Origin of the sequence: Pseudophaeobacter leonis (assembly GCF_002087335.1) — a bacterium.
GTDB classification, from domain to species: domain Bacteria; phylum Pseudomonadota; class Alphaproteobacteria; order Rhodobacterales; family Rhodobacteraceae; genus Pseudophaeobacter; species Pseudophaeobacter leonis.
Genome location: NZ_MWVJ01000025.1, coordinates 75,445 through 98,256 on the forward strand (window position 1 = coordinate 75,445; position 22,812 = coordinate 98,256).

Annotated in this window: 16 protein-coding genes and 3 pseudogenes; 10 read left to right on the plus strand and 9 right to left on the minus strand. The window is 59.3% G+C overall.

What is annotated here, in order from left to right:
• Positions 1-116 precede the first annotated feature (116 nt).
• The 4 genes and pseudogenes from B4968_RS07655 (at position 117) to B4968_RS07670 (ending at position 4,834) form a co-directional block, all read left to right on the plus strand.
• Positions 117-776 (plus strand): ABC transporter ATP-binding protein, encoded by a 660-nt coding sequence (locus tag B4968_RS07655; protein ID WP_083097957.1) that lies wholly within the window; start codon positions 117-119, stop codon positions 774-776.
• A pseudogene (locus B4968_RS07660) lies at positions 754-2,479 on the plus strand (KpsE/RkpR family capsule polysaccharide export protein). Before B4968_RS07655 ends, B4968_RS07660 begins: the two are co-directional and overlap by 23 nt.
• 3 nt (positions 2,480-2,482) lie before the next feature.
• Positions 2,483-3,316 (plus strand): 3-deoxy-8-phosphooctulonate synthase, encoded by an 834-nt coding sequence (gene kdsA / locus B4968_RS07665; RefSeq protein ID WP_083097959.1) that lies wholly within the window; start codon positions 2,483-2,485, stop codon positions 3,314-3,316.
• Positions 3,317-3,337: 21 nt separating this feature from the next.
• Entirely contained in the window at positions 3,338-4,834 is a 1,497-nt protein-coding gene (locus B4968_RS07670; protein WP_083097962.1) for a phosphomannomutase/phosphoglucomutase, read from the plus strand.
• A gap of 218 nt (positions 4,835-5,052) precedes the next feature.
• Here B4968_RS07670 and B4968_RS07675 read toward each other — a convergent pair whose 3' ends face one another.
• Entirely contained in the window at positions 5,053-6,993 is a 1,941-nt protein-coding gene (locus B4968_RS07675; RefSeq protein WP_083097965.1) for an AsmA family protein, read from the minus strand.
• Positions 6,994-7,188: 195 nt separating this feature from the next.
• Between B4968_RS07675 and rimO the strand changes: the two genes are divergently transcribed.
• Positions 7,189-8,595, plus strand: a complete 1,407-nt coding sequence (rimO, locus tag B4968_RS07680; protein WP_083097968.1) for a 30S ribosomal protein S12 methylthiotransferase RimO — start codon at positions 7,189-7,191, stop codon at positions 8,593-8,595.
• 210 nt (positions 8,596-8,805) lie between these two features.
• Here rimO and B4968_RS07685 read toward each other — a convergent pair whose 3' ends face one another.
• The 3 genes from B4968_RS07685 to B4968_RS07695 form a co-directional block, all read right to left on the minus strand.
• A complete protein-coding gene (locus B4968_RS07685) occupies positions 8,806-9,069 on the minus strand; it encodes a DUF6455 family protein (protein WP_083097971.1) in 264 nt (87 codons plus the stop codon).
• 198 nt (positions 9,070-9,267) lie between these two features.
• Positions 9,268-9,660 (minus strand): YigZ family protein, encoded by a 393-nt coding sequence (locus tag B4968_RS07690; RefSeq protein WP_083098012.1) that lies wholly within the window; start codon positions 9,658-9,660, stop codon positions 9,268-9,270.
• Between the two features lie 175 nt (positions 9,661-9,835).
• A complete protein-coding gene (locus B4968_RS07695) occupies positions 9,836-10,582 on the minus strand; it encodes a M48 family metalloprotease (RefSeq protein WP_083097974.1) in 747 nt (248 codons plus the stop codon).
• A gap of 219 nt (positions 10,583-10,801) precedes the next feature.
• On the opposite strand from B4968_RS07695, the gene B4968_RS07700 reads away from it, so the two are divergent.
• The 3 genes and pseudogenes from B4968_RS07700 (at position 10,802) to B4968_RS07710 (ending at position 12,691) form a co-directional block, all read left to right on the plus strand.
• Entirely contained in the window at positions 10,802-11,041 is a 240-nt protein-coding gene (locus tag B4968_RS07700; RefSeq protein ID WP_083097977.1) for a DUF8831 family protein, read from the plus strand.
• Positions 11,042-11,422: 381 nt separating this feature from the next.
• Positions 11,423-12,001 (plus strand): nitroreductase family protein, encoded by a 579-nt coding sequence (locus B4968_RS07705; RefSeq protein ID WP_083097979.1) that lies wholly within the window; start codon positions 11,423-11,425, stop codon positions 11,999-12,001.
• A pseudogene (locus B4968_RS07710) lies at positions 11,998-12,691 on the plus strand (EI24 domain-containing protein). The gene B4968_RS07705 and the pseudogene B4968_RS07710 overlap by 4 nt, the downstream one beginning before the upstream one ends.
• Before the next feature lie 288 nt (positions 12,692-12,979).
• Here B4968_RS07710 and B4968_RS07715 read toward each other — a convergent pair.
• The gene (locus B4968_RS07715; RefSeq protein ID WP_083097982.1) at positions 12,980-13,255 is read right to left on the minus strand and encodes a DUF1467 family protein; all 276 of its coding nucleotides are present in this window, start codon (positions 13,253-13,255) and stop codon (positions 12,980-12,982) included.
• A gap of 54 nt (positions 13,256-13,309) precedes the next feature.
• Positions 13,310-13,714, minus strand: coding sequence for a methylmalonyl-CoA epimerase (mce, locus tag B4968_RS07720; protein WP_083097984.1), 405 nt, complete (start codon positions 13,712-13,714; stop codon positions 13,310-13,312).
• Between the two features lie 220 nt (positions 13,715-13,934).
• On the opposite strand from mce, the gene B4968_RS07725 reads away from it, so the two are divergent.
• Positions 13,935-14,654: a response regulator gene (locus B4968_RS07725; RefSeq protein WP_083097987.1), complete on the plus strand. Its 720-nt coding sequence runs from the start codon at positions 13,935-13,937 to the stop codon at positions 14,652-14,654.
• A gap of 267 nt (positions 14,655-14,921) precedes the next feature.
• Here the strand turns inward: B4968_RS07725 and B4968_RS07730 are convergent, their stop codons facing one another.
• The 3 genes from B4968_RS07730 to aspS all read right to left on the minus strand — a co-directional run bounded on the left by B4968_RS07730 (position 14,922) and on the right by aspS (position 19,588).
• The gene (locus B4968_RS07730; RefSeq protein WP_083097989.1) at positions 14,922-16,166 is read right to left on the minus strand and encodes a DUF1501 domain-containing protein; all 1,245 of its coding nucleotides are present in this window, start codon (positions 16,164-16,166) and stop codon (positions 14,922-14,924) included.
• 23 nt (positions 16,167-16,189) lie between these two features.
• Positions 16,190-17,575: a DUF1800 domain-containing protein gene (locus B4968_RS07735; RefSeq protein WP_083097992.1), complete on the minus strand. Its 1,386-nt coding sequence runs from the start codon at positions 17,573-17,575 to the stop codon at positions 16,190-16,192.
• A gap of 159 nt (positions 17,576-17,734) precedes the next feature.
• Positions 17,735-19,588, minus strand: coding sequence for an aspartate--tRNA ligase (aspS, locus tag B4968_RS07740; RefSeq protein WP_083098014.1), 1,854 nt, complete (start codon positions 19,586-19,588; stop codon positions 17,735-17,737).
• A 474-nt stretch (positions 19,589-20,062) separates the two neighbouring features.
• Between aspS and carB the strand changes: the two are divergent.
• Positions 20,063-22,812: pseudogene (gene carB, locus B4968_RS07745) on the plus strand (carbamoyl-phosphate synthase large subunit); the annotation flags it as partial.

Consider the following 22,812-nt stretch of genomic DNA (forward strand, 5'->3'; position numbering starts at 1 on the left):
ATTCTTGGGATAATCCTAAACCCCGTCACGACAAACAGTCCCAATTGGGAGCCAACAGCCGCACAAAGCCCTCGCCAAGGGATCATAGACAACAACAGGCGAAACCGGAACAAGCGATGCTTGAGTTTGAAAATGTCAGCAAGTCCTTTTGGACGGGAACCCAGCGCAAGGTCATTCTTGACCGGGCGTCCTTTCAGGTTGAGCTGGGCAAATCTCTTGGCATCCTCGCCCCGAACGGCACCGGCAAGACGACGTTGATCAATATGATGGCAGGTCTGGAAAAGCCTGATGAAGGCGAAATCCGGCGCGATTGCAAAATATCATTCCCGCTGGGGTTTATGGGCGGCGTGGTCAGCCGACTTTCCGCCCTGGCCAATGGTCGCTACATCGCCACTCTTTATGGGCTGGATCCCGATTATGTCGAGGCCTACTGCCGCTGGCTCTGCGGGTTGGGTGAGTATTTTGACCAACCGGTTGGCACCTATTCCTCGGGGATGCGGTCGCGGTTCAGCTTTTCGCTGATGCTGGCGCTGGATTTCGATATCTATCTGATCGACGAGGGCATGCCGAGCACCACGGATGTGGAGTTTAACAAAAAGGCCGGCGCGATCCTGCAGGAACGCCTGCAAACCACGACAATCATCATCGTCTCGCATCAGGCAAAGACGCTGGAAAAGTTTGCCCGCTCCGCCGCCGTTTTGCTGGACGGGCAATTAAACATGTTTGAAACCTTGGAAGAAGCGAAGCAGCTCTATGACTATCAAACCCAAGGCTAAAAAATTCCGTATCCGCCGCAACCCGGCGAGCCCGGATGCTGCCACGGCAACAGCTGCGGCGCGCCCCATTCCTGCACCAGCTGCCGAAAGCAGCGCAGGAGCGGCCAGCGCGTCAGCCCAGCTACAACCCCACTCCAGCCCGGCCCAATCCGGCCCAGCTCAAGCCAGCCCAGACCAATCCGGCCCAGACCAGTCGGCGCAGGCCGCGTCTGCAAAGACAGGGACTGCCCTGTCAGGTGAGGTGAGTTCGGCGCGCGAAACCCGTCTTGAGACAGATATCAACCTCATCCGCAAAGAAGGGCTGACAGGGCGTCAGTTGCGCATGGCGCGCCGGGTGGCGCAAAAGCACGATCTGCCCGCCACCTCGGATTTTGACGCCGTGCGCCTGCTGCGCGAAAAAGGCATTGATCCCTTCAAGCGCGCCAACATGCTTGAACTTGTGGTGCCGCAGAACAAGGCTCATCCGGATAATACACCTGCTGCGGGCGGCGCAATGCAGCTGCCCCAGACCATGCCCGTGGCAAAGACCACCCTCCCCTCGACCGACCTGAGCCCGGCCGAGCGGCGCAACCGCGAAATTCAGGAAATCCAGCGCGATATCGCTGGGCGGCGGCGCAGCAAACTGATCCTTCTGATGGGACGCCTGGCGTTCTTTGTCATGTTGCCAACCCTGATAACCGGATATTTCTTCTACGTCGTTGCCACGCCGATGTATGCGACGAAATCCGAATTCCTGGTCCTCAAAGCCGATGGCGCCGGCGCCATCGGCGTTGTTGAGCGGCACGCAGTTTGCCACCAGTCAGGACTCCATCGCGGTGCAGGGCTACCTGCAATCCAAAGGCGCCATGCTGCGACTGGACGACGAGATGGGGTTCAAAGCCCATTTCACCCAGGACTGGATTGACCCGATCCAGCGCCTCAACCCTGATGCCACCAACGAAGAGGCCTACAAGACCTATTCGCGAAACGTAAAGATTGGCTACGATCCAACCGAAGGCGTGGTGCGTATGGAGGTCTCTGCTGCCGACCCCGAAGTCTCGGCCGAGTTCTCCCGCCGCCTGATTAGCTATGCCCAGGAAGAAGTGAACCAGCTGTCGGAACAAAAGCGGGCTGATCAGGTTGGCGATTCTGAGGCGGCGCTGGAGCTGGCCGAGGGCAAACGCCGTGAGGCGCAGGAGCGTCTGGTGCACCTGCAGCAAGATGGTATGGTTCTTGATCCCGAAGGCGTCATCCTGTCGCTGCGCTCGCAGATCAACACCTTTGAGATCCAGCTGCAGCAAAAAGAGCTGGAACTGGATGCCTTGCTCGACAACAGCCGCCCCAACCGCGCCAAGGTCGACGGTGTAAAGGCAGATATTGACCGGGTCAGCAGAGTGATTGAGCGCCTGAACGGCCGCATGACCGATGCCTCGGCTGGCGAAAACTCGCTTGCCAATCACCGGGTGCAAATTCAGATGGCGCAGGCGGATCTGGCAACCCGGGATCTGATGCTGCAATCGGCCTTGCAGCAAGTGGAATCCACCCGCATGGAGGCCAACCGCCAGGTGCGCTATCTGACCACTGCCGTGGCACCCGTGGCCAGCGAAGAGGCGACCTATCCACGCAAGTTCGAAAATACGATTTTGGCATTCCTGATCTTTTCCGGTATCTATCTGCTGTGTTCACTCACAGCGTCTATTCTCCGGGAACAGGTTTCGTCGTAAATCATGAAAAATATCCAAGTCGCCGACCTCAACATCGGCAATGATCGCCCCCTGACCATTCTGGCTGGCCCCTGCCAGCTGGAGAGCGCAGATCACGCCCAGATGATTGCGGGGTCCCTCAAGGAGGCCTGCGAGAAGGTCGGGGCACAATTTGTCTGTAAGGGCTCCTACGACAAGGCCAACCGGACCTCAATCAATGCCAAGCCAGCGCTGGGTCTGGACAAGGGGCTCGAGGTTTTGCAATCCGTAAAGGATGCCATTGGCGTGCCGGTTATCACCGACGTCCACGAGGCCGCCCACTGCGCGCCTGTGGCTGCGGTTTGTGACATCATCCAGATCCCCGCCTTCCTGTGCCGTCAGACCTCGCTTTTGCTGGCCGCAGGCCACACCGGCGCTGTGATCAATGTCAAAAAGGGACAGTTCCTTGCGCCTTGGGATATGCCCAATGTGGTTGCCAAGATTGAGAGCACCGGCAATCGCCGCATCATGCTCACGGAACGGGGCGCCTCTTTTGGCTACAACCGTCTGGTGGTCGATATGCAAAGCCTGCCCGAGATGGCCCGCACCGGCTATCCCGTGGTGATGGATGCAACCCATGCCGTCGCCCAGCCCGGTGGTCTGGGCGGTGCCTCTGGTGGCCAGCGCGAATTTGCGCCAGTTCTGGCCCGTGCGGCAGTCGCAACCGGCATTGCCTCGGTCTTTATGGAGACCCATGAAGACCCGGATAATGCCCCCTGTGACGGGCCCAATATGATTTACCTCGACCAGATGCCAAAACTTATTGAAACGCTGATGGCTTTTGACGCCCTCGCCAAAGCAAATCCAATTACGATTTAAGCCCAAAAGGGATTTTAACAGATGAAAAAGCCAAGCTCCCCGGTGCAGCAAAACACATGGAATTTTTTGCGCGACCCGATGATCACCCCAACGGGGTTTCGCGAATATGATGCGCGCTGGAAATACCCCGAAGAAATCAACCTCCCCGGCATCACGGCCCTGGGCCTTGGCCTTGGCACCCAGATGCACCGGCGCGGCATCCCGCCGGTCATTGCCGTGGCAAATGATTACCGCGACTATTCGCTGTCGATCAAACAGGCGCTGATTTTGGGCCTGATGCAGGCCGGCATTCAGGTCAAGGACATTGGCCCGGCCGTCTCTCCCATGGCCTATTTCGCCCAGTTCCACCTCGATGTGCCTGCAGTTGCAATGGTCACCGCCAGCCATAACCCCAACGGCTGGACCGGCGTCAAAATGGGTTTTGAACGCCCCCTGACCATTGCAACCGACGAGATGTCAGAGCTGCGTGATATCGTGCTGAACGGCGAGACCGAAGCCCGTCCAGGTGGATCATATGAGTTTGTCGATGGTGTCAAAGAGGCCTACCTCGACGATCTGGTCGGCGACTTCAAAATGACCCGCAAGCTCAAGGTGGTCTGCGCCACCGGCAATGGCACCGCCTCGGCCTTTGGCCCGGAGCTGTTTGAGCGTATCGGCGTCGAAGTGGTGCCCAGCCATAATGAGCTGGACTACACCTTCCCGCACTACAACCCCAACCCCGAAGCCATGGAGATGCTGCATGACATGTCTGCCAGCGTCAAAGCCTCGGGCGCCGATATGGCGCTGGGGTTTGACGGCGATGGCGACCGGTGCGGCGTGGTGGATGATGAGGGTGAAGAGATCTTTGCCGACAAGGTGGGCGTCATCATGGCGCGTGATCTGAGCAAGATTTACCCCAATGCGACCTTTGTGGCAGACGTCAAATCCACCGGCCTGTTTGCCTCGGACCCCGAGCTGATCAAAAACGGCGTCACCGTAGATTATTGGAAAACCGGCCACAGCCATATGAAGCGCCGGGTCAAAGAGATCGGCGCCCTGGCGGGGTTCGAAAAATCCGGCCACTACTTTCTGGCTGAGCCCATTGGCCGTGGCTATGACTGTGGCATGCGCGTCGCTGTCGAGATCTGCAAGCTGATGGAACGCAACCCGGACATGTCGATGTCGGACCTGCGCAAGGCCCTGCCCAAGACCTGGTCGACTCCAACCATGTCACCCTATTGTTCCGACACGGAAAAATACACGGTGCTGGAGCGTCTGGTGGAAAAGCTGGTCGCGAAACACGCCGCCGGAGAGCCCCTTGCCGGGCGCGCCATCAAAGAAGTGGTGACGGTGAATGGCGCCCGCGTCATCCTCGACAATGGCTCTTGGGGACTGGTGCGCGCCTCCTCCAATACGCCGAATTTGGTGGTGGTTTGCGAAAGCTCTGACAGCGAAGCCGAGATGCGGGCCATTTTTGCCGATATTGATGCCGTGATCCGCACCGAGCCGCTGGTTGGCGATTATGACCAAACAATCTAAACCGGTCTGAGGGATTTCCCCTGCCTTGCGGCAGGCGACCCGGGCTCGCCTATCGGCGAGCCCGTTTTACATTGTGGCACAGTCGTTTTGATACTGGTCATTTAGCACGGTCTTTTGGCACTAGCCTTATAGCAGCGGCCTGCTGTGAGGCGGTCTCTTTCTACATTTGAAACGATGCCGCCAAGCCAAAAAAACCTTTGGATGAAAACACCCTCGCGTCAGTCCCTTTTCAGCAAACGCAGCAATTGGTCCTTCGCTTCCTGCTCAATACGATCACGGATCACCTCGTTGAGATCCTGTTCCGGAGCAATCTCAGTCTCCAGCTCCTCTTCGAGTTTCTGTCGCAAACGATCCTTAGCTTCCTGCTCAGCCGCATCGATTTGTGGCTGCAGAGCCCCTTGCAGATCTGGGCGGATTTTGGGTTTCGACCAGGAGCCGGTGATGGCCACCGGAATAGACAACCCTGCCGCTCCGTTCACACCAGAAATCGTCGGCGTAAAGAGATAGTCAAGATCCTGTGCTGCCAGCCCAATGCGCCCGGCCCCCTCTGCCCGCAGCCCTTTGAGAGTAATCAACAAATCATCGTTCTGCAGATTGCCTTTGCTGAGCGTATAGCTGCCGGTCAACTGGTCAAACACCGTACTGCCACCGTTGCCCTGCCCCGAGCGCATCAACTCCTCAAGGTCAAAGCCGGAGAAGAACCCCTTGCTGATCTCAACCCAGCCTTTGCCGGACAGCGTGCGCATCAGCGCATCCAGCGAGTTGCCGGAGGCCAGGTATTCCAGCTCGCCCAGCGCCGAGCCATTTAGACGCTCATAGCCTGCGACCTCGCCCAGCGCCTTTTCCAGCCGGATATCATTGTAGGTCAGCTTTCCCCCGACAGAAAACCCATTGCGATTATTCGCCACCAACTGCCCATGCACCTCTCCACCAAACAGAGCCGCCGGTTGCAGCTTTAGCACGCCGCGGGCCCGATCCAGCGTCACGGAGAGCTTACTGGCGCCAAACTGGTAGCCAGCCGCAGTGAGGCTCTGAAAACTCAGCACCGCTGTGCCATTGGCCAGAGCCAGCCCAGAGGCATCAATCGGCTCTTTTGACCAGCCCGAAGAGGCAGCGCCCCCTGTCCCCGTCGCCTCAGCAGACGCAGAAGCGTCTGTCAGCCCCGGAATCTTCAAATGGCCGCCATTGAGCTGGGCGGTGAACTGCGGCACCTCGCTAAAGGCAATATCAGCGGCGCCTTCCAAATGGTTGCCATCCAGGTCCAACGCCATGTCGCGCAGGGCAAGGCGGCCATCTGTCGTATAGGTGGCATCGGCGCCAATGCTCATGGCCTGGCCCAGCCCCCTGGGCAGGATGATCCCGGCCTGACCCAAAGCCGCCAGAAAGGCGCTGGTATTGGTGGTCTTTGCCGTCACCCGCCCCGTCGCGGCCCCGGTCAGATCCGCCCTGCCGTCAAACCGCAAAAATCCGCCTTCTGCATTCACAGTCGCCCCTACTGATGCGACATCGCCGCTCAGGAATGCCGCAAAGGTTCCGACCTCGGCGACAACATGCAGCGGCTCCCCAGCGGGCCGCAGGGTCAGGTCCATATTCACTGTGCCGCTGGGATCTGGCCATTGCAGCTCCAGATCCACCGACGACATCTCGACCGGCGCGCCCTCCTGCGGCTGATAGCGCAGCGAGGCCCCGGTGAGGGAGAGCTTTTCAATGCTAATCGGTAACGCGGCTGTCTGGTTTTCCGCTTCAGCCGCAGGGGCGCTGACAGCGGTCTCGCCACTCCCCAGCACCCAGTTACCCAAACCATCGGCGCGCTCGGACAGATTGAGATGGGGCAGCCATGCCGAGATCTCGGTCACACGCACCTTGCCAAGCAACAGATCCGACCCTGAAATTCCTATCGACAAACGCTGGGCTGTCAGCATCGGCTCCGGCCCGGCCCAGTCGGCATTGGACAGCGTCACCCCGTCGGAGTTCACCCCCAGAATCGGCCAGAGCGTAAAACGCACCTCGCCCTGAAAGGTCAGCTTACGCCCGGTCTGTGCCTCGATCTGGTCCGCAGCCCATGCCGCGCCTTTCTCACCCGGCAACAAAAGCAACACCGTCACGAGAAGCGCTACGGTTATCACCAAGGCGCTCACTATCCGAAAAACCAACCGCATATTCCGCTCCTGCCCTTTGTTTTAAAACAGATTAGAGCAAGTGGCCGCAGGCGCAATGAAGCATTGCAAATCAAACCGCAGCAATTCGCCCCCCGCTTTGGCAACAGACCTGCCCTGCCCGCGCCGCCACCCACAGCCTGGCCTGTGCTAAATCCTCCATTCCCAAATGGTCGCGCCCGTACTATATGCGCAGCCATGACCAGCAATCCGCCAGAACTTCGCCCCGACCTCGCCCCCAAACCCCTCTTGGGGGATGGCCCCCGTGCAGGCCAGCCAACGCTTGGCATGGTTTCCCTTGGCTGCCCCAAGGCGCTGGTCGACAGCGAGCGGATTTTGACCCGTCTGCGCGCCGAAGGCTATGGCATCTCGCCTGACTATGCAGGCGCCGATGCGGTGATCGTCAATACCTGCGGCTTTCTGGACAGCGCCAAGGCCGAAAGCCTGGATGCCATCGGCGAAGCCCTGAAGGAAAACGGCAAGGTAATCGTCACCGGCTGTCTGGGCGCTGAGCCGGACTACATCCGCGAGCATCACCCGCGCATTCTGGCTGTCACCGGCCCGCATCAATACGAGCAGGTGCTGGACGCGGTGCATGCGGCAGTCCCTGCCGACCCAAACCCCTTTATTGATCTGCTGCCTGCCACCGGCGTGCAGCTGACACCGCGCCATTTCAGCTATCTGAAGATCTCGGAAGGCTGCAATCACAAATGCAAGTTCTGCATTATCCCCGACATGCGCGGCCGTCTTGCCTCGCGCCCGGCCCATGCGGTGTTGCGCGAAGCTGACAAGCTGGTCAAGGCTGGCGTGCGCGAGCTTCTGGTGATCTCACAGGACACCTCGGCCTATGGGTTGGATCGCAAATATGACGTGAACCCCTGGAACGCGGGCGAAGTGCGCAGCCATATCCTCGATCTGTCGCGCGAACTGGGCAAACTCGCCCCCGCGGATGAGCTCTGGGTGCGGCTGCATTACGTCTACCCCTACCCGCATGTGCGCGACCTAATCCCGCTGATGGCCGACCCCGAGAACGCCCTGCTGCCCTATATGGATATCCCCTTCCAGCACGCGCACCCGGATGTGCTGCGGCGCATGGCACGGCCCGCGGCCGGTGCCAAAACGCTGGACGAGATCGCAGCCTGGCGCGCCATTTGCCCCGATATCACCCTGCGCTCCACCTTTATTGTCGGCTACCCCGGTGAGACCGAGGCCGAGTTCCAGCACCTGCTGGACTGGATGGATGAGGCGCAGCTGGACCGGATTGGCTGTTTCAAATATGAAAACGTCGCTGGTGCGCGCTCTAACGCGCTGCCGGACCATGTGGCAGAAGAGGTCAAGCAAGAGCGCTGGGAGCGCTTCATGGAGAAAGCGCAGGCTATTTCCGAGGCCAAGCTGCAGGCAAAAGTCGGCCAGACCCTGAAGGTTATCGTCGATGACATTGACGAAGAGGGCATCGCCACCTGCCGCACCAAGGCCGACGCGCCGGAGATCGACGGCAATCTGTTTATCGACGAGGGCACTGCGGGCTTGTCCGTTGGCGATCTCGTCACGGTCGAGGTCGATGAGGCTGGCGATTATGACCTTTGGGGATGCCTTGCCAAATAACCTCTGCCGGTGGGGGGCTCACGCAATTTGCACGCTCCCCCGCATATGAACCGAAAATGCGGTAGAAAATACGACAGCAAATTACGCCTGCGTCATCGCCCACTTCTGTGCCCACTTCTGTCTCTGGTCAAGAACTACGGCTAAGAAAGAGACCCGGGCAAATGAGTGCGCGCTCTGCGCAGGCCTTGCGTGTTATGGACCTTGCGCTTTTTAGACAGTCTCTTCTTTGAGAAAGTCGAGCAGGTCGCGGTTGCGGCAGTAGTCAGGCGCCGCCGAGATCTCAGCCATACCACCGGAGAGCTGCGCCGCGCAGTCCGTGGGGTGTGCACAGCGGCTGCAGCGCAGCACAGCCTCGGAGATTTCGTCGAACTGAAGTCGGCCGGAAACGGCCTCTTCCGGCAGGTCCAGTCCCACGGCCCGGCTCATGTCGTCGAACAGGGCGGCATGGGTTTTAAGGATCGCATATTGGCGCATGGCTCTTCTCCCGCATGGTCTGATGCATCAGCGTTACATGGGGGGGCACAAATTTGCTTTGATGCAGATCAACCCGAGGTGGAGGCCGATACCGGGACAGGCGGCCCGCCCGCCTCTGTCCACCGTCTCTCTACCGTTTCTGTCAGGCAAACTCCGACAGGCGGTCTCCGTCTGGCGGCCCCTGTCAACTGACCTTTGTCAGCTGGCCTGTTGGGCGGGCAGATCATCAAGATAGACCCGCACCGCATCCTGAACCCGGCGAAACCGGTCGCCGCCCAGCTTTTTGCCACCATACCAGCGTGTCACAATGATGATATGATCACGCAACTCTGCGCGCTCAAGCATCCGCAGGATCACCATGGCCGCACCGCTTTCGCCGTCATCCGCCTTTAGCCCTCCGGTCGGCAACACAGCCGCCCAGGTGTTATGTGTCGCCTTGGCATAACTGCGCTCGCTCTTCAGGGCGGCAAGGACCAGATCGACATCGGCCCGGGCGGTGACCGGGGCGCCACTGACCGCATAGCGCGAGCCACGGTCCGTCAGCACGACCCCCAACTGTGTCAGAGCGGGTTGGTTTTCCGATTTGGTCATATCCGCGCGCTCCAATCTTGTTGTCAGATCTTGTTGTCAGACCAGCCTCAGGCGCTGGTTCTCTGCACTACAGTGTTTAGCAAAGCGCAACGCGCTGTCTTTCACCAACAGTCTTTTGGCCCGTAGGTTAGCTCCCAGGATTGAGCTCTGGTATTCACTTTGGCGCTCACTGGCCTCAGTTCAGCCCATAGCGGTCGATCGTCTGCTGTACCACCCGCACCCGGTCCGGGTTAGCAGGATGGGTGCCCAAAAATCTATCACCGGGATCCGGCAAGCGATAGAAGAACTGAATGCCAACGCTGGGGCGATAGCCGGCCTTATGGGTGATCAAGGTGCCCAACTCGTCGGCCTCCAGCTCAAAGTTCTTTGAGTAGCTGCGCGCCCCGACCGAGGCACCGATATCCTGGGCATTGGAAATTTCCGCCGCAGAGCCCCCAGCCAGGCTTGCAAGCCCCGCCAGCAAGACCGCCCCCGCAACCGCATTTTGCTGCTGACGCATAAGATGCCCGCGAATGTGATGTGCCGCCTCATGGGACATGACAAAGGCCAGCTCGTCCCGGTTGGCGATCTGCGCCAGCATCGCCTGCGTAAAGGTGATCACCGGCCGGCCAGATTTATCAAGGCTTTGATAGGCATTGGGCGGCGCTTTGGGGTTCGGATCTATCTGAATCAGGAAATCGCAATTCATCCCCGACGTCATCTCCCGGCAACTGCGTTCTGCCACGGGCTCCACGTGGCGCGTCACCGTCGCAAAGGCCTTGCGCGCCTCGGCTGGCGCCATGCCAGACAGGTTTTGCGCAGAGGCCGCAGAGGCCCCTGTGGGCGACGCTGAGCTGGGTGAGGGAACGTCGAGAGACAGATCACAGCCAGCCAGCAAGAGCGATGTCACGGCAAAAGTCAGTTTACAAATGGAGCGGCGCATGTCGGATCCTCTGATGCTGCGAAGAGATAATAAGCCGCATTCAAAGCAAGGCACAATCACAGTTCACGGCTTTTCAGTGCTGCCGCAAAAAACCTCAGCACCGCGAGCATGCTCTGCCATCGGGATGGCAGATGCCAAAAAGACATTTAATCCGGCACGCGGCGTCCACTGCTGCTGCATCGGCTTGCAAGATCTTCGCAAAGCAGGCAGTCTTATCCCATGTTTAGCATCGAACATGAATTTGACAGCACCACCGTGACCCTGGTGGACGAAGGCGCCAGCCCGCTGCAGGAAGATATTACGCTGAACGCTTTTGCGGAATGCGTCACTGTCGAACAATTGGATCCGCGCACAGATCAGGTGCAAAAAATCACTTTGTCCTATACGCAAGTCCAGGACCTCGCCGCAGCATTAGACCTCCCCGAGGGTGTCTACCGACTGATGCAGGATAAGGTCTGAGCTCTCCCTCTGGGTCTGACGCCCGCGATGCCCCCCGCGATACCCCCTGTCTGAGGCCGCTTGAGGTGGCCAATCTGGCGTGATGATCACTACGGCCTGCGAGCCTTGATCAGGCAGGTCATTTTTCTTTGGCTTCCCCATCGCCCGACAATAGCCTGACAAGAGCCCGACTGTGCCTCACGTCACAGGTGTACCCATAGACAATTTTCGGATGAGCAGGTTAAAACCAAGGCGCCCTTTGGCAAAAGCCCAGCCAAATTGCGCCGCTCTGGGACTGACTGCCGTGAGCCGGCAAAAAAACAACCGCGCAAGGCCTCTTCCCCTTGAAATTCCACCTTGAGATGCGGAGGTTGCTGGCATTGATGTAAAAAGGCTTTACATATGACACAACGCAATGACGCCGCCCTAGAGTTCCTTTTGTCGCGCCGTTCCCGCCCCGCCAAAACACTGGTCGCCCCGGTGCCGACACGCGCAGAACTGCTGCCCCTGCTCACGGCTGCCGCCCGCACACCGGACCATGGCAAGCTCGAACCCTGGCGGTTTGTCGTGATCCAGGGCGCAGCAATGCCCCGGCTGGCAGATCTCGCGGTACAGGCTGGAGAGCGCCTTGGGAAATCCGGCGATGACATCGCCAAGGCCCGGAGCCAGTTTGACCTCGGCCACCTGGCAGTGGCGGTCGTTGAGGTGCAAAAGCCAAGCCCAAAGGTCCCTGCAATCGAGCAAAGCTACAGCGCAGGTGCTGTTTGCCTGGCGCTGGTGAACGCTGCGCTGGCGGCGGGTTGGGGAGCAAACTGGCTTTCGGGTTGGGCCAGCCATGACCGGCACTTTTGCCAGCAGGCCTTTGGCCTTGCCGACAATGAACGGATCGCCGGGTTCATTCATATCGCCACGCAGGGCGCCACGCCACCAGAACGCCCACGCCCGGATCTGTCTGACCTGACGACATGGATGCAAGAATGATTTTTTACTCTTTTTTCAAAACGCTGGGCCAGACAGGTGATCCAAGGTTTCGCCGGGTTCTATTCATCGGGATCGGATTGACGCTGGTGCTGCTGATCCTTGCCTCCGTCGGCTTTATGATGCTGGTGCAATGGCTGACGGCCTCGGTCGTCACCTTGCCTTTTGTCGGCGACGTCACCTGGTTTGACGAAGTTTTCTCCATCGGAACTGTCGTTTTGATGGCTGTGCTGTCGATCTTTCTGATGGTGCCGGTGGCCTCGGCTATCACCTCGATGTTTCTCGACGATGTGGCACAGGCGGTAGAAGACAAGCATTACCCACATCTCCCGGCTGTCGCGCCAATTCCCCTTTCGGCCGCGATAAAAGAGACTTTAAACTTTCTTGGCTTGTTACTGGGCGCCAATGTCCTCGCCCTGATCCTCTATGCTCTGTTCCCGCCAGCCGCCCCTTTCATCTTCTGGGCGCTGAACGGGTTTTTGCTGGGGCGCGAGTATTTCACACTTGCAGCGACACGGCGCGTGGGCCCCGTTGAGGCAAAAAAAATGTGGCGTCAACACACAGGGACAATCTTGGCTGGCTGGAACGCTCATGGCCATGCCGCTCTCTATTCCTTTGGTCAATCTGGTGATCCCGATCCTGGGCGCGGCCACCTTCACCCATCTTTTTCACGCGCTTTGGCGCGAGTTTTAGCGGGCTGATCCCTGTTTGAGCACATCATAAACCGAAGCCCCTCCTCTTTAAATCCAATCTCTCCCGCGCCCGCAGGTGCTTCGGCTGCGCCGAAACCCCTTGGCGGCCTTGGGCCCGGCACCGCGCCTATGGCGCGGTGCCGGGCCCAAGGGGAGGAGATCTTTTGTAAAAAGATCGACGACGGGCGGGAGCGCTCCCTTAAAGAGGCATAGTGCCGTGCCAAAAAGTGCAGCGCGGCCCTCGGATCGACAGCAAGGCAGCCTTCAGCCTCGAAAGTTCAGCGACACCTTACTTAGGGTCCGGCAACCGGTTGAACCAGTCAAAGTCATTGACGCTGATAATCCCGGACAGAATAATACCAGCAATCACCACCCAAAGCAGCGCAGCAACCACAGTTGTGATCACCGCCTTTTGCTGCAGGTAGTGATTTTCTGGCGCACCAGCATGGGTTCCGGGCACGATCTCGCCCTTGTCGCCCTGGGTTTCAATGCGGATCGGAATAATGACCAGGAAGGTCAAAAACCAGATCACCGCAAACAGAACCAACCCGGATGTAATTGCCATAGTGCTTTTTCCTTACAACCCCTGCCCCAAACCAGAGCAAGGCTCAGACTACTCTCAAACCTGCTCGAGTTCCACCAGGCAGCCGTTGAAATCCTTTGGGTGCAGGAACAAAACCGGCTTGCCATGGGCGCCAATCTTCGGCTCTCCGGATCCCAAAACCCGGGCCCCTTCAGACAAAAGATGGTCCCGTGCCGCCAGGATGTCTTCGACCTCATAACAAATGTGGTGAATACCCCCAGCCGGGTTTTTCTCCAAAAAGCTGTTGATCGGAGAGTTTTCACCCAGTGGGTAAAGCAACTCGATCTTGGTGTTGGGAAGTTCGATAAAAACAACCGTGACCCCGTGATCGGGCTCGTCCTGCGGTGCCCCCACCTGAGCACCAAGAGTGCTGCGATACTGCGCCGATGCGGCCTCTAGGTCGGGAACGGCAATGGCTACATGGTTCAGTCGCCCAATCATAATCTCACGTCTCCTTGGCAATACTATTGGTTGCCGTCTTATGCTCAATTGTCGCCGCCCTTCGCAAGTGCGCCAATGCGCCCAGTCTCCTGTTTCACGCAGGGTTCTGCCCTCTGCTCACATACGGTCCCAGGCGGCTTTGTCACCGGTCGAGCCCGTTAACTTCGAATTAGCCTCAAATTTATAACGTCTAGTCGTATCCCGTGAGGAGTTATGAGTAATGGACGATTCGGAACTGTTTGCTGCCGCCCAAAGACTGCCAAGTGCCCGCCGACCCTTGTTGGGTCTGACCATTCTGGTCATCGAGGACAGCCGCTATGCCTGTGAGGCTCTGCGCCTGCTGTGCCTGCGAAGTGGGGCGCGCATTCGACGCGCAGATTGCCTGAAATCGGCGCGCCGCCATTTGCAGGTCTATCGCCCCTCGGTGGTGATTGCCGATGTTGGCCTGCCCGATGGCTCAGGGCTGGAGCTGATTGAGGAAATGAACGCCGCCAATCCCAGGGTACGGATCATTCTCGCTATCTCAGGTGATGAAAACGTCGAGGCCGCAACCCTCGCGGCTGGTGCCGATGGGTTTCTGGCCAAGCCAATTACCTCCCTGGCAGCCTTCCAGCAAGCCATCCTGTCGCGCCTGCCGGATGACCGCCAACCAACTGGCCCCCGCCAGTTGAGTGACGAAACAGTCGAGCCCGATCCGCTCGCCTTTCGCGATGACATGGCCCATGCGGCGGATGTGCTGAACGACACCAAGGAAGAAAAGACGCTGGACTACCTGGCTCAGTTCCTGGGTGGCGTGGCGCGCAGCGCCGGAGATGGACCGCTGGCGACGGCTGCAGACAACCTCGCGCGGGCCAGAATGGAGGGGCGTCCCGTTGCCAGCGATGCCGCAATGATTGCCGGACTTGTACAAGAACGCCTGGAAAGAAAGATAACGCTCTGATCATGATAGAGATTTTTGTGACTAGCATGGCCACACTGGCCATTGTTCTCTACTTTCAGGCGCGACACTGTGCGCGGATCATTCGCCGCAACCGGGACAATGCTCGCGACGGCCAGCACTCTTTGCTGGTGCATCCTACAGAACAGTAGGGCCTCTGGACCCCCTTTTGCATGGCACAGGCCGCTATAGCCGCAACCCAATACAGAGCGGCCATGATGCGCGAAGGCCCGAAACGAAGGCCCGAAACGAAGGTCGGCATTTGCGGCTTTAACGCAAGAGGCCGGGATCCTGTCCCATCTGCAATCCCGGAAAGACCTGGCGTTCCAGATCGCTCTGGCTGGTTTGGGTCAGTCCTCGCATCACCCAGGCGGCCGCTTCGCGGACGTCACCGGTTGGCATCAGATCGCGGCGATTATACAACGACGCCTCATCCAGTCCCGGCCAGCGGCCATAAACACGCCCGCCGCGGATCGCTCCACCGGCCAAAACCATCGCCCCCCCCGTGCCATGATCCGTACCACCAGTGCCATTTTCACGCACCGTACGACCAAACTCCGTCATGGCAACAATCGCGGTCTTGTCCCAGACCGAGGCACCGACACCCTGTTTTAACGCCAGGATGCTGTCGCTAAGCCGCACCAAAGCCGCAGTCAGCGCGCCTTTCTGGCGGCTGTGCGTATCCCAGCCATTCAATGAAAACGACGCAATCCGGGTCTCCCCGCGCAGCTGCTCGGCCGCAAATTCGGCCAGTTTGAGATGCGCCTTGCCACGCTGTGGTTTTGGCATCTCCATTGCTCCCGCCATCATCTCCTGCATGTCGTCACCGGGTTCGGGCAGGCCCACAACGCCATCGTCGTCACGCGACAGCGCCAGCGCCTCTGCCAGAGCCGAGGTAAACAGTGGATCCTGTTGCATCAAAAGCCCCGCCAACTGTTCCGCCTGAGGGCTGAGCAAAAGATCCGCATCCGGTGACCAGTCGGACGCCGGTGCCGTGCCCTGCAAAAGCTGCAGATCGCCCTGCCCAATGGCAAAGGCCGTTCGCGCTGATATGCCGGTCTTCAGTTGCAGCAGCCGGTTCAGCCAGCCATCATGCCGCTCTCCCAGACCTACGGTGCCCGCTTCCAAAAGGTCCTGCCCGTCGAAGTGACTGCGCCGGGCCCGGTATGGGGTTGAAACCGCCTGGACAAAGCCAAGCTCCTCTTGCTGCCACAGGGGCATCAAAGGGGCCAGCGCCGGGGGCATCGCATAAAAACCATCCAGAACAAGCCCATCACTCAAAGGCCCATCACCCAAAGGCCCGCCGCCCAGCGTTGTCCGCAGCCCGCCATAGCCTGGATCGCCATAGGGGCGCAGCACATCCAGCCCGTCCATGCCGCCGCGCAAAATGATCACCACCAGACGCCGATCCCAGGGGGCGGCGGCAAAACTCACCGGTGTTATCAGCGGGCTCGCGGCCAGAGAGCAGCCCAACAGGGTACTGCGGGTCAAAAATTTCCTGCGTGACAGCGTCATGCTACATCCACCATTAATTGCCCCTATCGCCGTTGAAAGGCAGGAGAGGACAATTTCAGACCAATCGCTTCGGCGCGTGTTTCGGCAGCCGAGGCGACAAACTGAACCCGCTCATCCGCGCGACTGCCGAGGCTAAGGCGTGCAAACTCCTGCGGTTGTGGCAGGCTCTCCACCAGACGTCTTGGCGCCGCCATCGCCCATCTGAGCCGGGCTGACAGGCCCTGAGGCGTGATCCAGGCGGCATCGGCCTCGTCCCAGCCATCCGGCCCAGAGGAGGCCTGCCAGTTCTGGCCCATCAGTTTCATCGGCGCGGCAAAGTTCTGTCGGATCCGTTTGGCCTTCCAGGCGGTCAGATCCGCGACATCCACGCCCAGAGCACGACAGGTTGAGGCCTTGAAATCAAAGGGCGGTTTTACGTTTTCCAGCTCAGCATCCCAGGCGCGGGGATGGTTCAGAAGCACGCCGTAGACCATGCCCAGATGGCCGCCACTCTGGCGATAGGCCGCGCTCAGATCCGCAACCAGATCCGGATGCGGATCATCCCGGGTGAAATGCACCGCCAGCTTCCAGGCGATGTGACGCGCTGTTGCGGGGTGCACGGCCAGATCCCGCAGAACCTGCAGCACCGGCTCCAGAGAGGCTTTGTCGCCGCCATATGTCTTGCCCAGCACCGTCTCGGCGCCCGGCTCAACCAGAGCCCGGTCAAACAAGAACCCCTTGCGGACACGGTAAGTAAGCCCCGTGAATAATTCGGCCAGTTGGCGCACATCTCCCTGGCTATAGGCGCCATCAACCCCAAGAGTGTGGAGCTCCAGCACCTCACGGGCGAGATTCTCATTGAGGCCGCCACGCCCGCCCTGATTTTGCGAGCGTTTGCTTTGCGCGCCGCGAGACCGGTTTTGATCCAGGTAGTGCAACATCAAGGGATTCGTCACCGCAGAGATCAGCAGATCCTCAAAGCGCCCGGCAATAAAGGGTCTGATTGAGGTCTCCACATAGCCATAGGCCAGCGGGCGCAGCGCCTGGTTCTTGCCCTGCGCGGTAAAATGATCAGCCCAGAACAGGCTCAGCCTTTCGCGAAAAGCGTCCTCAGTTGTCACATGGCGCAACAGAAGCTGACGAAACCAGAGATTGCGCTGCTGCAAATGGTCCTTGCGGTAGCGCTTAAATGTTTTTTCGGCCTGCTCGGCCTGATCCGTGCCGCCCTTTTGGCGGTAGAGCTTGCGAAGTTTGCTGTAGGTGAGGGCCGCGGCCAATCCGGCATCCGTGCCTGCAATAGGGAAATCGCGGGCAGCCACATCCTGCCCCGTCAGCCGCGTCAGCATAGCCTCGGTCGAGGCCGGTGGTATGATGCCCGGTGCGAGGCCACAGCCAAAGCGGATCTCTGCCAGTTCCGGATCAAATTCCATTGCCCAAAGATCCTACCTTGCACCGCGTTGCACCTATCATACCCCCCAGAGGCACCATGCACAAAGCCCGGAAATAAGCTTAAGCAGAATTCCGCATGCCATAGAAAAAGGGCCCAGGAATACTCCGGGCCCTTAAGGTCTTGACGATTTTTCAGGTGATTACTGATCCTGTGGGATCACCCGCAGTCCAAGCTCCATCAACTGCTCGGCCATGGGCTCAGAGGGGGCCGACATCATCAGATCTTCGGCGCGCTGATTCATCGGGAACATGATGACCTCGCGGATGTTGGCCTCATCCGCCAGCAGCATCACCATACGGTCGATGCCGGCAGCACACCCGCCGTGGGGTGGCGCGCCGTACTGAAAAGCATTGACCATGCCGCCAAAGCGTTTTTCGACCTCATCCTTGCCATAGCCGGCAATCTCGAAGGCCTTGAACATGATTTCCGGACGGTGGTTCCGGATCGCGCCCGAGACCAGCTCGTAGCCGTTGCAGGCCAGATCATACTGGTAGCCCAGCACCTTCAGCGGATCGCCCTGCAGCGCCTCCATGCCGCCCTGCGGCATCGAGAAGGGGTTGTGCTCAAAGTCGATCTTGCCGGTTTCCTCGTCTGCCTCGTAGATCGGGAAATCAACGATCCAGGCAAAGGCAAAGCGGTCTTTGTCGGTCAGGCCCAGCTCATCGCCAATCACCGTGCGCGCACGGCCCGCAACGGATTCAAAGGCTTTGGGCTTACCGCCCAGGAAGAAGGCGGCATCGCCCATCTCAAGACCCAGTTGCTGACGGATCGCTTCGGTGCGCTCGGGGCCGATGTTCTTGGCCAGAGGACCGGCGGCCTCCATGCCCAAGGTGATCTCCCCGGCTTTGACCTTGGCGTTCACTTCTTTCACGGTGATGCCCTGCTCCTGCGCGATGGCATCAGCGGACTGTTTGCGCCAGAAGATATAGCCCATGCCGGGCAGACCTTCTTTTTGCGCAAAGGCATTCATCCGGTCGCAGAACTTGCGCGAGCCGCCTTTGGGCGCGGGAATGGCACGCACCTCGGTGCCCTCTTGCTCCAGAAGTTTGGCGAAGATCGCAAAGCCGGATCCGGCAAAATGTTCAGACACCACCTGCATCTTGATCGGGTTACGCAGGTCGGGCTTGTCAGAGCCATACCAGAGGGCCGCGTCCTTGTAGGAGATCTGCGGCCATTCACTGTCGACCTTGCGGCCGCCACCGAATTCCTCAAACACGCCCTGCATCACCGGCTGGATGGTGTCGAAAACATCCTGCTGGGTGACAAAAGACATCTCGAGGTCGAGCTGGTAGAAATCTGTCGGCGAGCGGTCGGCGCGCGGGTCTTCATCGCGGAAACAAGGCGCGATCTGGAAGTATTTGTCAAAGCCCGAGACCATCATCAGCTGTTTGAACTGCTGTGGCGCCTGCGGCAGGGCGTAGAATTTGCCCGGATGCTGGCGCGATGGCACCAGAAAATCACGTGCGCCTTCCGGAGAGGAAGCGGTAATGATCGGGGTTTGATACTCGTTGAAGCCCTTGTTCCACATGCGCTTGCGGATCGAGGAGACCATGTTGGAGCGCAGCAGCATGTTGTGCTGCATCTTCTCGCGGCGCAGATCCAGGTAGCGATAGCGCAGGCGGGTTTCTTCCGGGTATTCCTGATCGCCAAAGACCATCAAGGGCAGCTCTTCGGATTTCCCCAGCACTTCGATGTCGCGAATAAAGACCTCGATCGCGCCGGTGGGCAGTTTGTCGTTCACCAGGCTCTCGTCGCGCGCCAGCACATTGCCATCAATGCGGATACACCATTCCGAGCGCACCTTTTCGATCTCGGCAAAGACCGGGCTGTCGGGGTCGGCCATCACCTGAGTGATGCCATAGTGGTCACGCAGATCGATGAACAGCAAGCCGCCGTGATCGCGGACGCGATGGACCCAACCGGACAGGCGAACATTTTCGCCCACGTTGGATTTGTTCAGTTCGGCGCAGGTATGGCTGCGATAGGCATGCATGGCGTGACCTTTCGGTATGCTGTCTGGTCTTTGGGCGGCCGTCATTCGGAATATGCGCACTGGCACCTCGAATTCGGCGCGGAATTCGTCTGGGCCGATACACAGGGTTGCGCAGGCGTTGTCAAGCAAACCCACGGTTTTTCCGCCCAGACCAGAGCTTTTTCCCCCCAGCCCAGAGCTTTTCCGCTCTGCCTGCTCTGAGCAGCCCTCTGCAGGGCTTTAGCCGCGAAGGGCGCAGGACATACATCCCAGTGCAGCAGCACCACGGATAAGGACAACGACAGCACTGGCAACAGATCGCAAAAAGGCGGCAATTCGATGCGCATGCGCGATCCCTCTTGCACCTTTTTACGCTACCCCTATAACGCAGGACAATTTGGGCGCTTGGGGCTGCCCGACTCGCCAACACTCACTGACCGACCTGGGCACGCCGCCCGGGCCTGCCGCGCGCACATAATCGAAGGAAGCTAACCCATGCCAAAAAGAACCGACATCCAGTCGATCATGATCATTGGTGCGGGGCCCATCATCATCGGGCAGGCCTGCGAATTCGACTATTCTGGTGCTCAGGCCTGCAAAGCCCTGAAAGAAGAGGGTTACCGCGTCATTCTGGTGAACTCCAACCCGGCCACGATCATGACCGATCCCGGCCTGGCCGATGCCACCTATATCGAGCCGATCACACCAGAAGTGGTCGCCAAGATCATCGAGAAAGAACGTCCCGACGCGCTGCTGCCAACCATGGGCGGCCAGACCGGCCTCAATACATCCTTGGCGCTGGAAGAAATGGGGGTGCTGGAAGAATTTGGCGTCGAGATGATTGGTGCCACCCGCGACGCCATCGAGATGGCCGAGGATCGCAAACTGTTCCGTGACGCCATGGACCGGTTGGGTATTGAGAACCCCCGCGCCACCATCGTCACCGCGCCCAAGCTGGAAGACGGCAAGGCCGACCTCAATGAGGGTGTGCGTATCGCCCTGGAATCGCTGGAAGACATTGGCCTGCCTGCGATCATCCGCCCGGCATTCACAATGGGCGGCACCGGCGGTGGCGTAGCCTATAACCGCGCAGACTATGAGCACTTCTGCCGTACCGGCATGGATGCGTCCCCCGTGAACCAGATCCTGGTCGACGAGAGCCTGCTGGGCTGGAAAGAGTTTGAAATGGAAGTGGTCCGCGACAAAGCGGATAACGCCATCATCGTCTGCGCCATTGAAAACATCGATCCCATGGGCGTGCACACAGGTGATTCGATCACCGTGGCCCCGGCCCTGACGCTGACCGACAAAGAATACCAGATCATGCGGACCCATTCGATCAACGTGCTGCGTGAGATCGGCGTTGAGACCGGCGGCTCCAACGTGCAATGGGCGGTGAACCCGGCCGATGGCCGCATGGTGGTGATCGAGATGAACCCGCGGGTGTCGCGCTCTTCCGCGCTGGCCTCCAAGGCGACCGGCTTTCCGATTGCCAAAATCGCCGCAAAACTGGCGGTCGGCTATACGCTGGACGAGCTGGACAACGACATCACCAAGGTGACCCCGGCCTCGTTTGAGCCATCGATCGTCTACGTCGTAACCAAAATCCCAAAGTTCGCCTTTGAGAAATTCCCCGGCTCAGAGCTCTATCTCACCACCGCGATGAAATCCGTGGGCGAGGCCATGTCTATTGGCCGCACCATCCATGAATCGATGCAAAAAGCACTGGCCTCGATGGAATCGGGTCTCACCGGCTTTGACGAGGTTGAGATCCCCGGCCTCACCATTGGCACCTGGGAAATTGCCACTGACAAGGCGGCAGTGATCAAGGCAATCAGCCAGCAGACCCCGGACCGCCTGCGCACCATTGCGCAGGCGATGCGTCATGGGTTGAGCAACGACGAGATCTTTGGTGTCACCAAATTTGACCCTTGGTTCCTGGATCGCATCCGCGAGATCATCGATGCCGAGGCCGAGGTGCGCCAAAATGGCCTGCCAACTGGCGAACAGGCCCTGCGCCACCTCAAGATGCTTGGCTTTACCGATGCACGACTGGCAAACCTGACGGATGCGTCAGAGAAGTCCGTCCGCGACGCCCGTATCGCCCAGGGCGTCACTGCTGTCTTTAAACGTATCGACACCTGCGCCGCCGAATTTGAGGCCCAGACCCCCTATATGTATTCCACCTATGAGGCCCCGATGATGGGCGAGGTGGAATGCGAAACCCGGCCCTCGGATCGCAAAAAGGTGGTCATTCTGGGCGGCGGTCCAAACCGGATCGGTCAGGGCATCGAATTTGACTATTGCTGCTGCCACGCCTGCTACGCGCTGACGGATGCGGGCTATGAGACCATCATGGTCAACTGCAACCCCGAGACGGTTTCGACCGACTATGACACCTCGGACCGGCTGTATTTTGAACCCCTCACCTTTGAACATGTGATGGAGATCCTGCGGGTAGAGCAGGAAACGGCACGCTGCACGGTGTCATCGTACAGTTTGGCGGCCAGACGCCGCTGAAACTGGCCAATGCGCTGGAGCAGGAAGGCATTCCGATCCTTGGCACCTCGCCTGATGCCATTGACCTTGCTGAAGACCGCGAACGCTTTCAGGAGCTGGTGACCAATCTGGGCCTGAAACAGCCGCATAACGGCATTGCGTCTACGGATGCGCAAGCGCTAGAGATCGCTGAGGAAATCGGATTTCCTCTGGTCATTCGCCCCTCGTATGTTCTGGGCGGACGCGCGATGGAGATCGTGCGCGACATGGACCAGCTGCGCCGCTACATCGCCGAGGCGGTGGTTGTGTCAGGCGACAGCCCTGTTTTGCTCGACAGCTACCTTTCTGGCGCGGTTGAGCTGGATGTGGATGCGATCTGCGACGGCACTGACGTGCATGTGGCCGGCATCATGCAGCATATTGAGGAGGCCGGCGTGCATTCGGGCGACAGTGCCTGTTCCCTGCCGCCCTACTCGCTCTCCAAGGATGTCATTGAGGAAATCAAGGTACAAACCTATGCTCTGGCCCGCGCGCTGAATGTGGTCGGCCTGATGAACATCCAGTTTGCCATCAAAGACGGCGACATCTACCTCATCGAGGTCAACCCGCGCGCCAGCCGTACCGTGCCCTTTGTCGCCAAGGCGACAGACAGCGCCATCGCGTCCATCGCGGCGCGCGTCATGGCGGGCGCGAAACTCAGCACCTTCCCGCACCGTGGCGCCCATAAGCCCGATGCTGGCTATGAA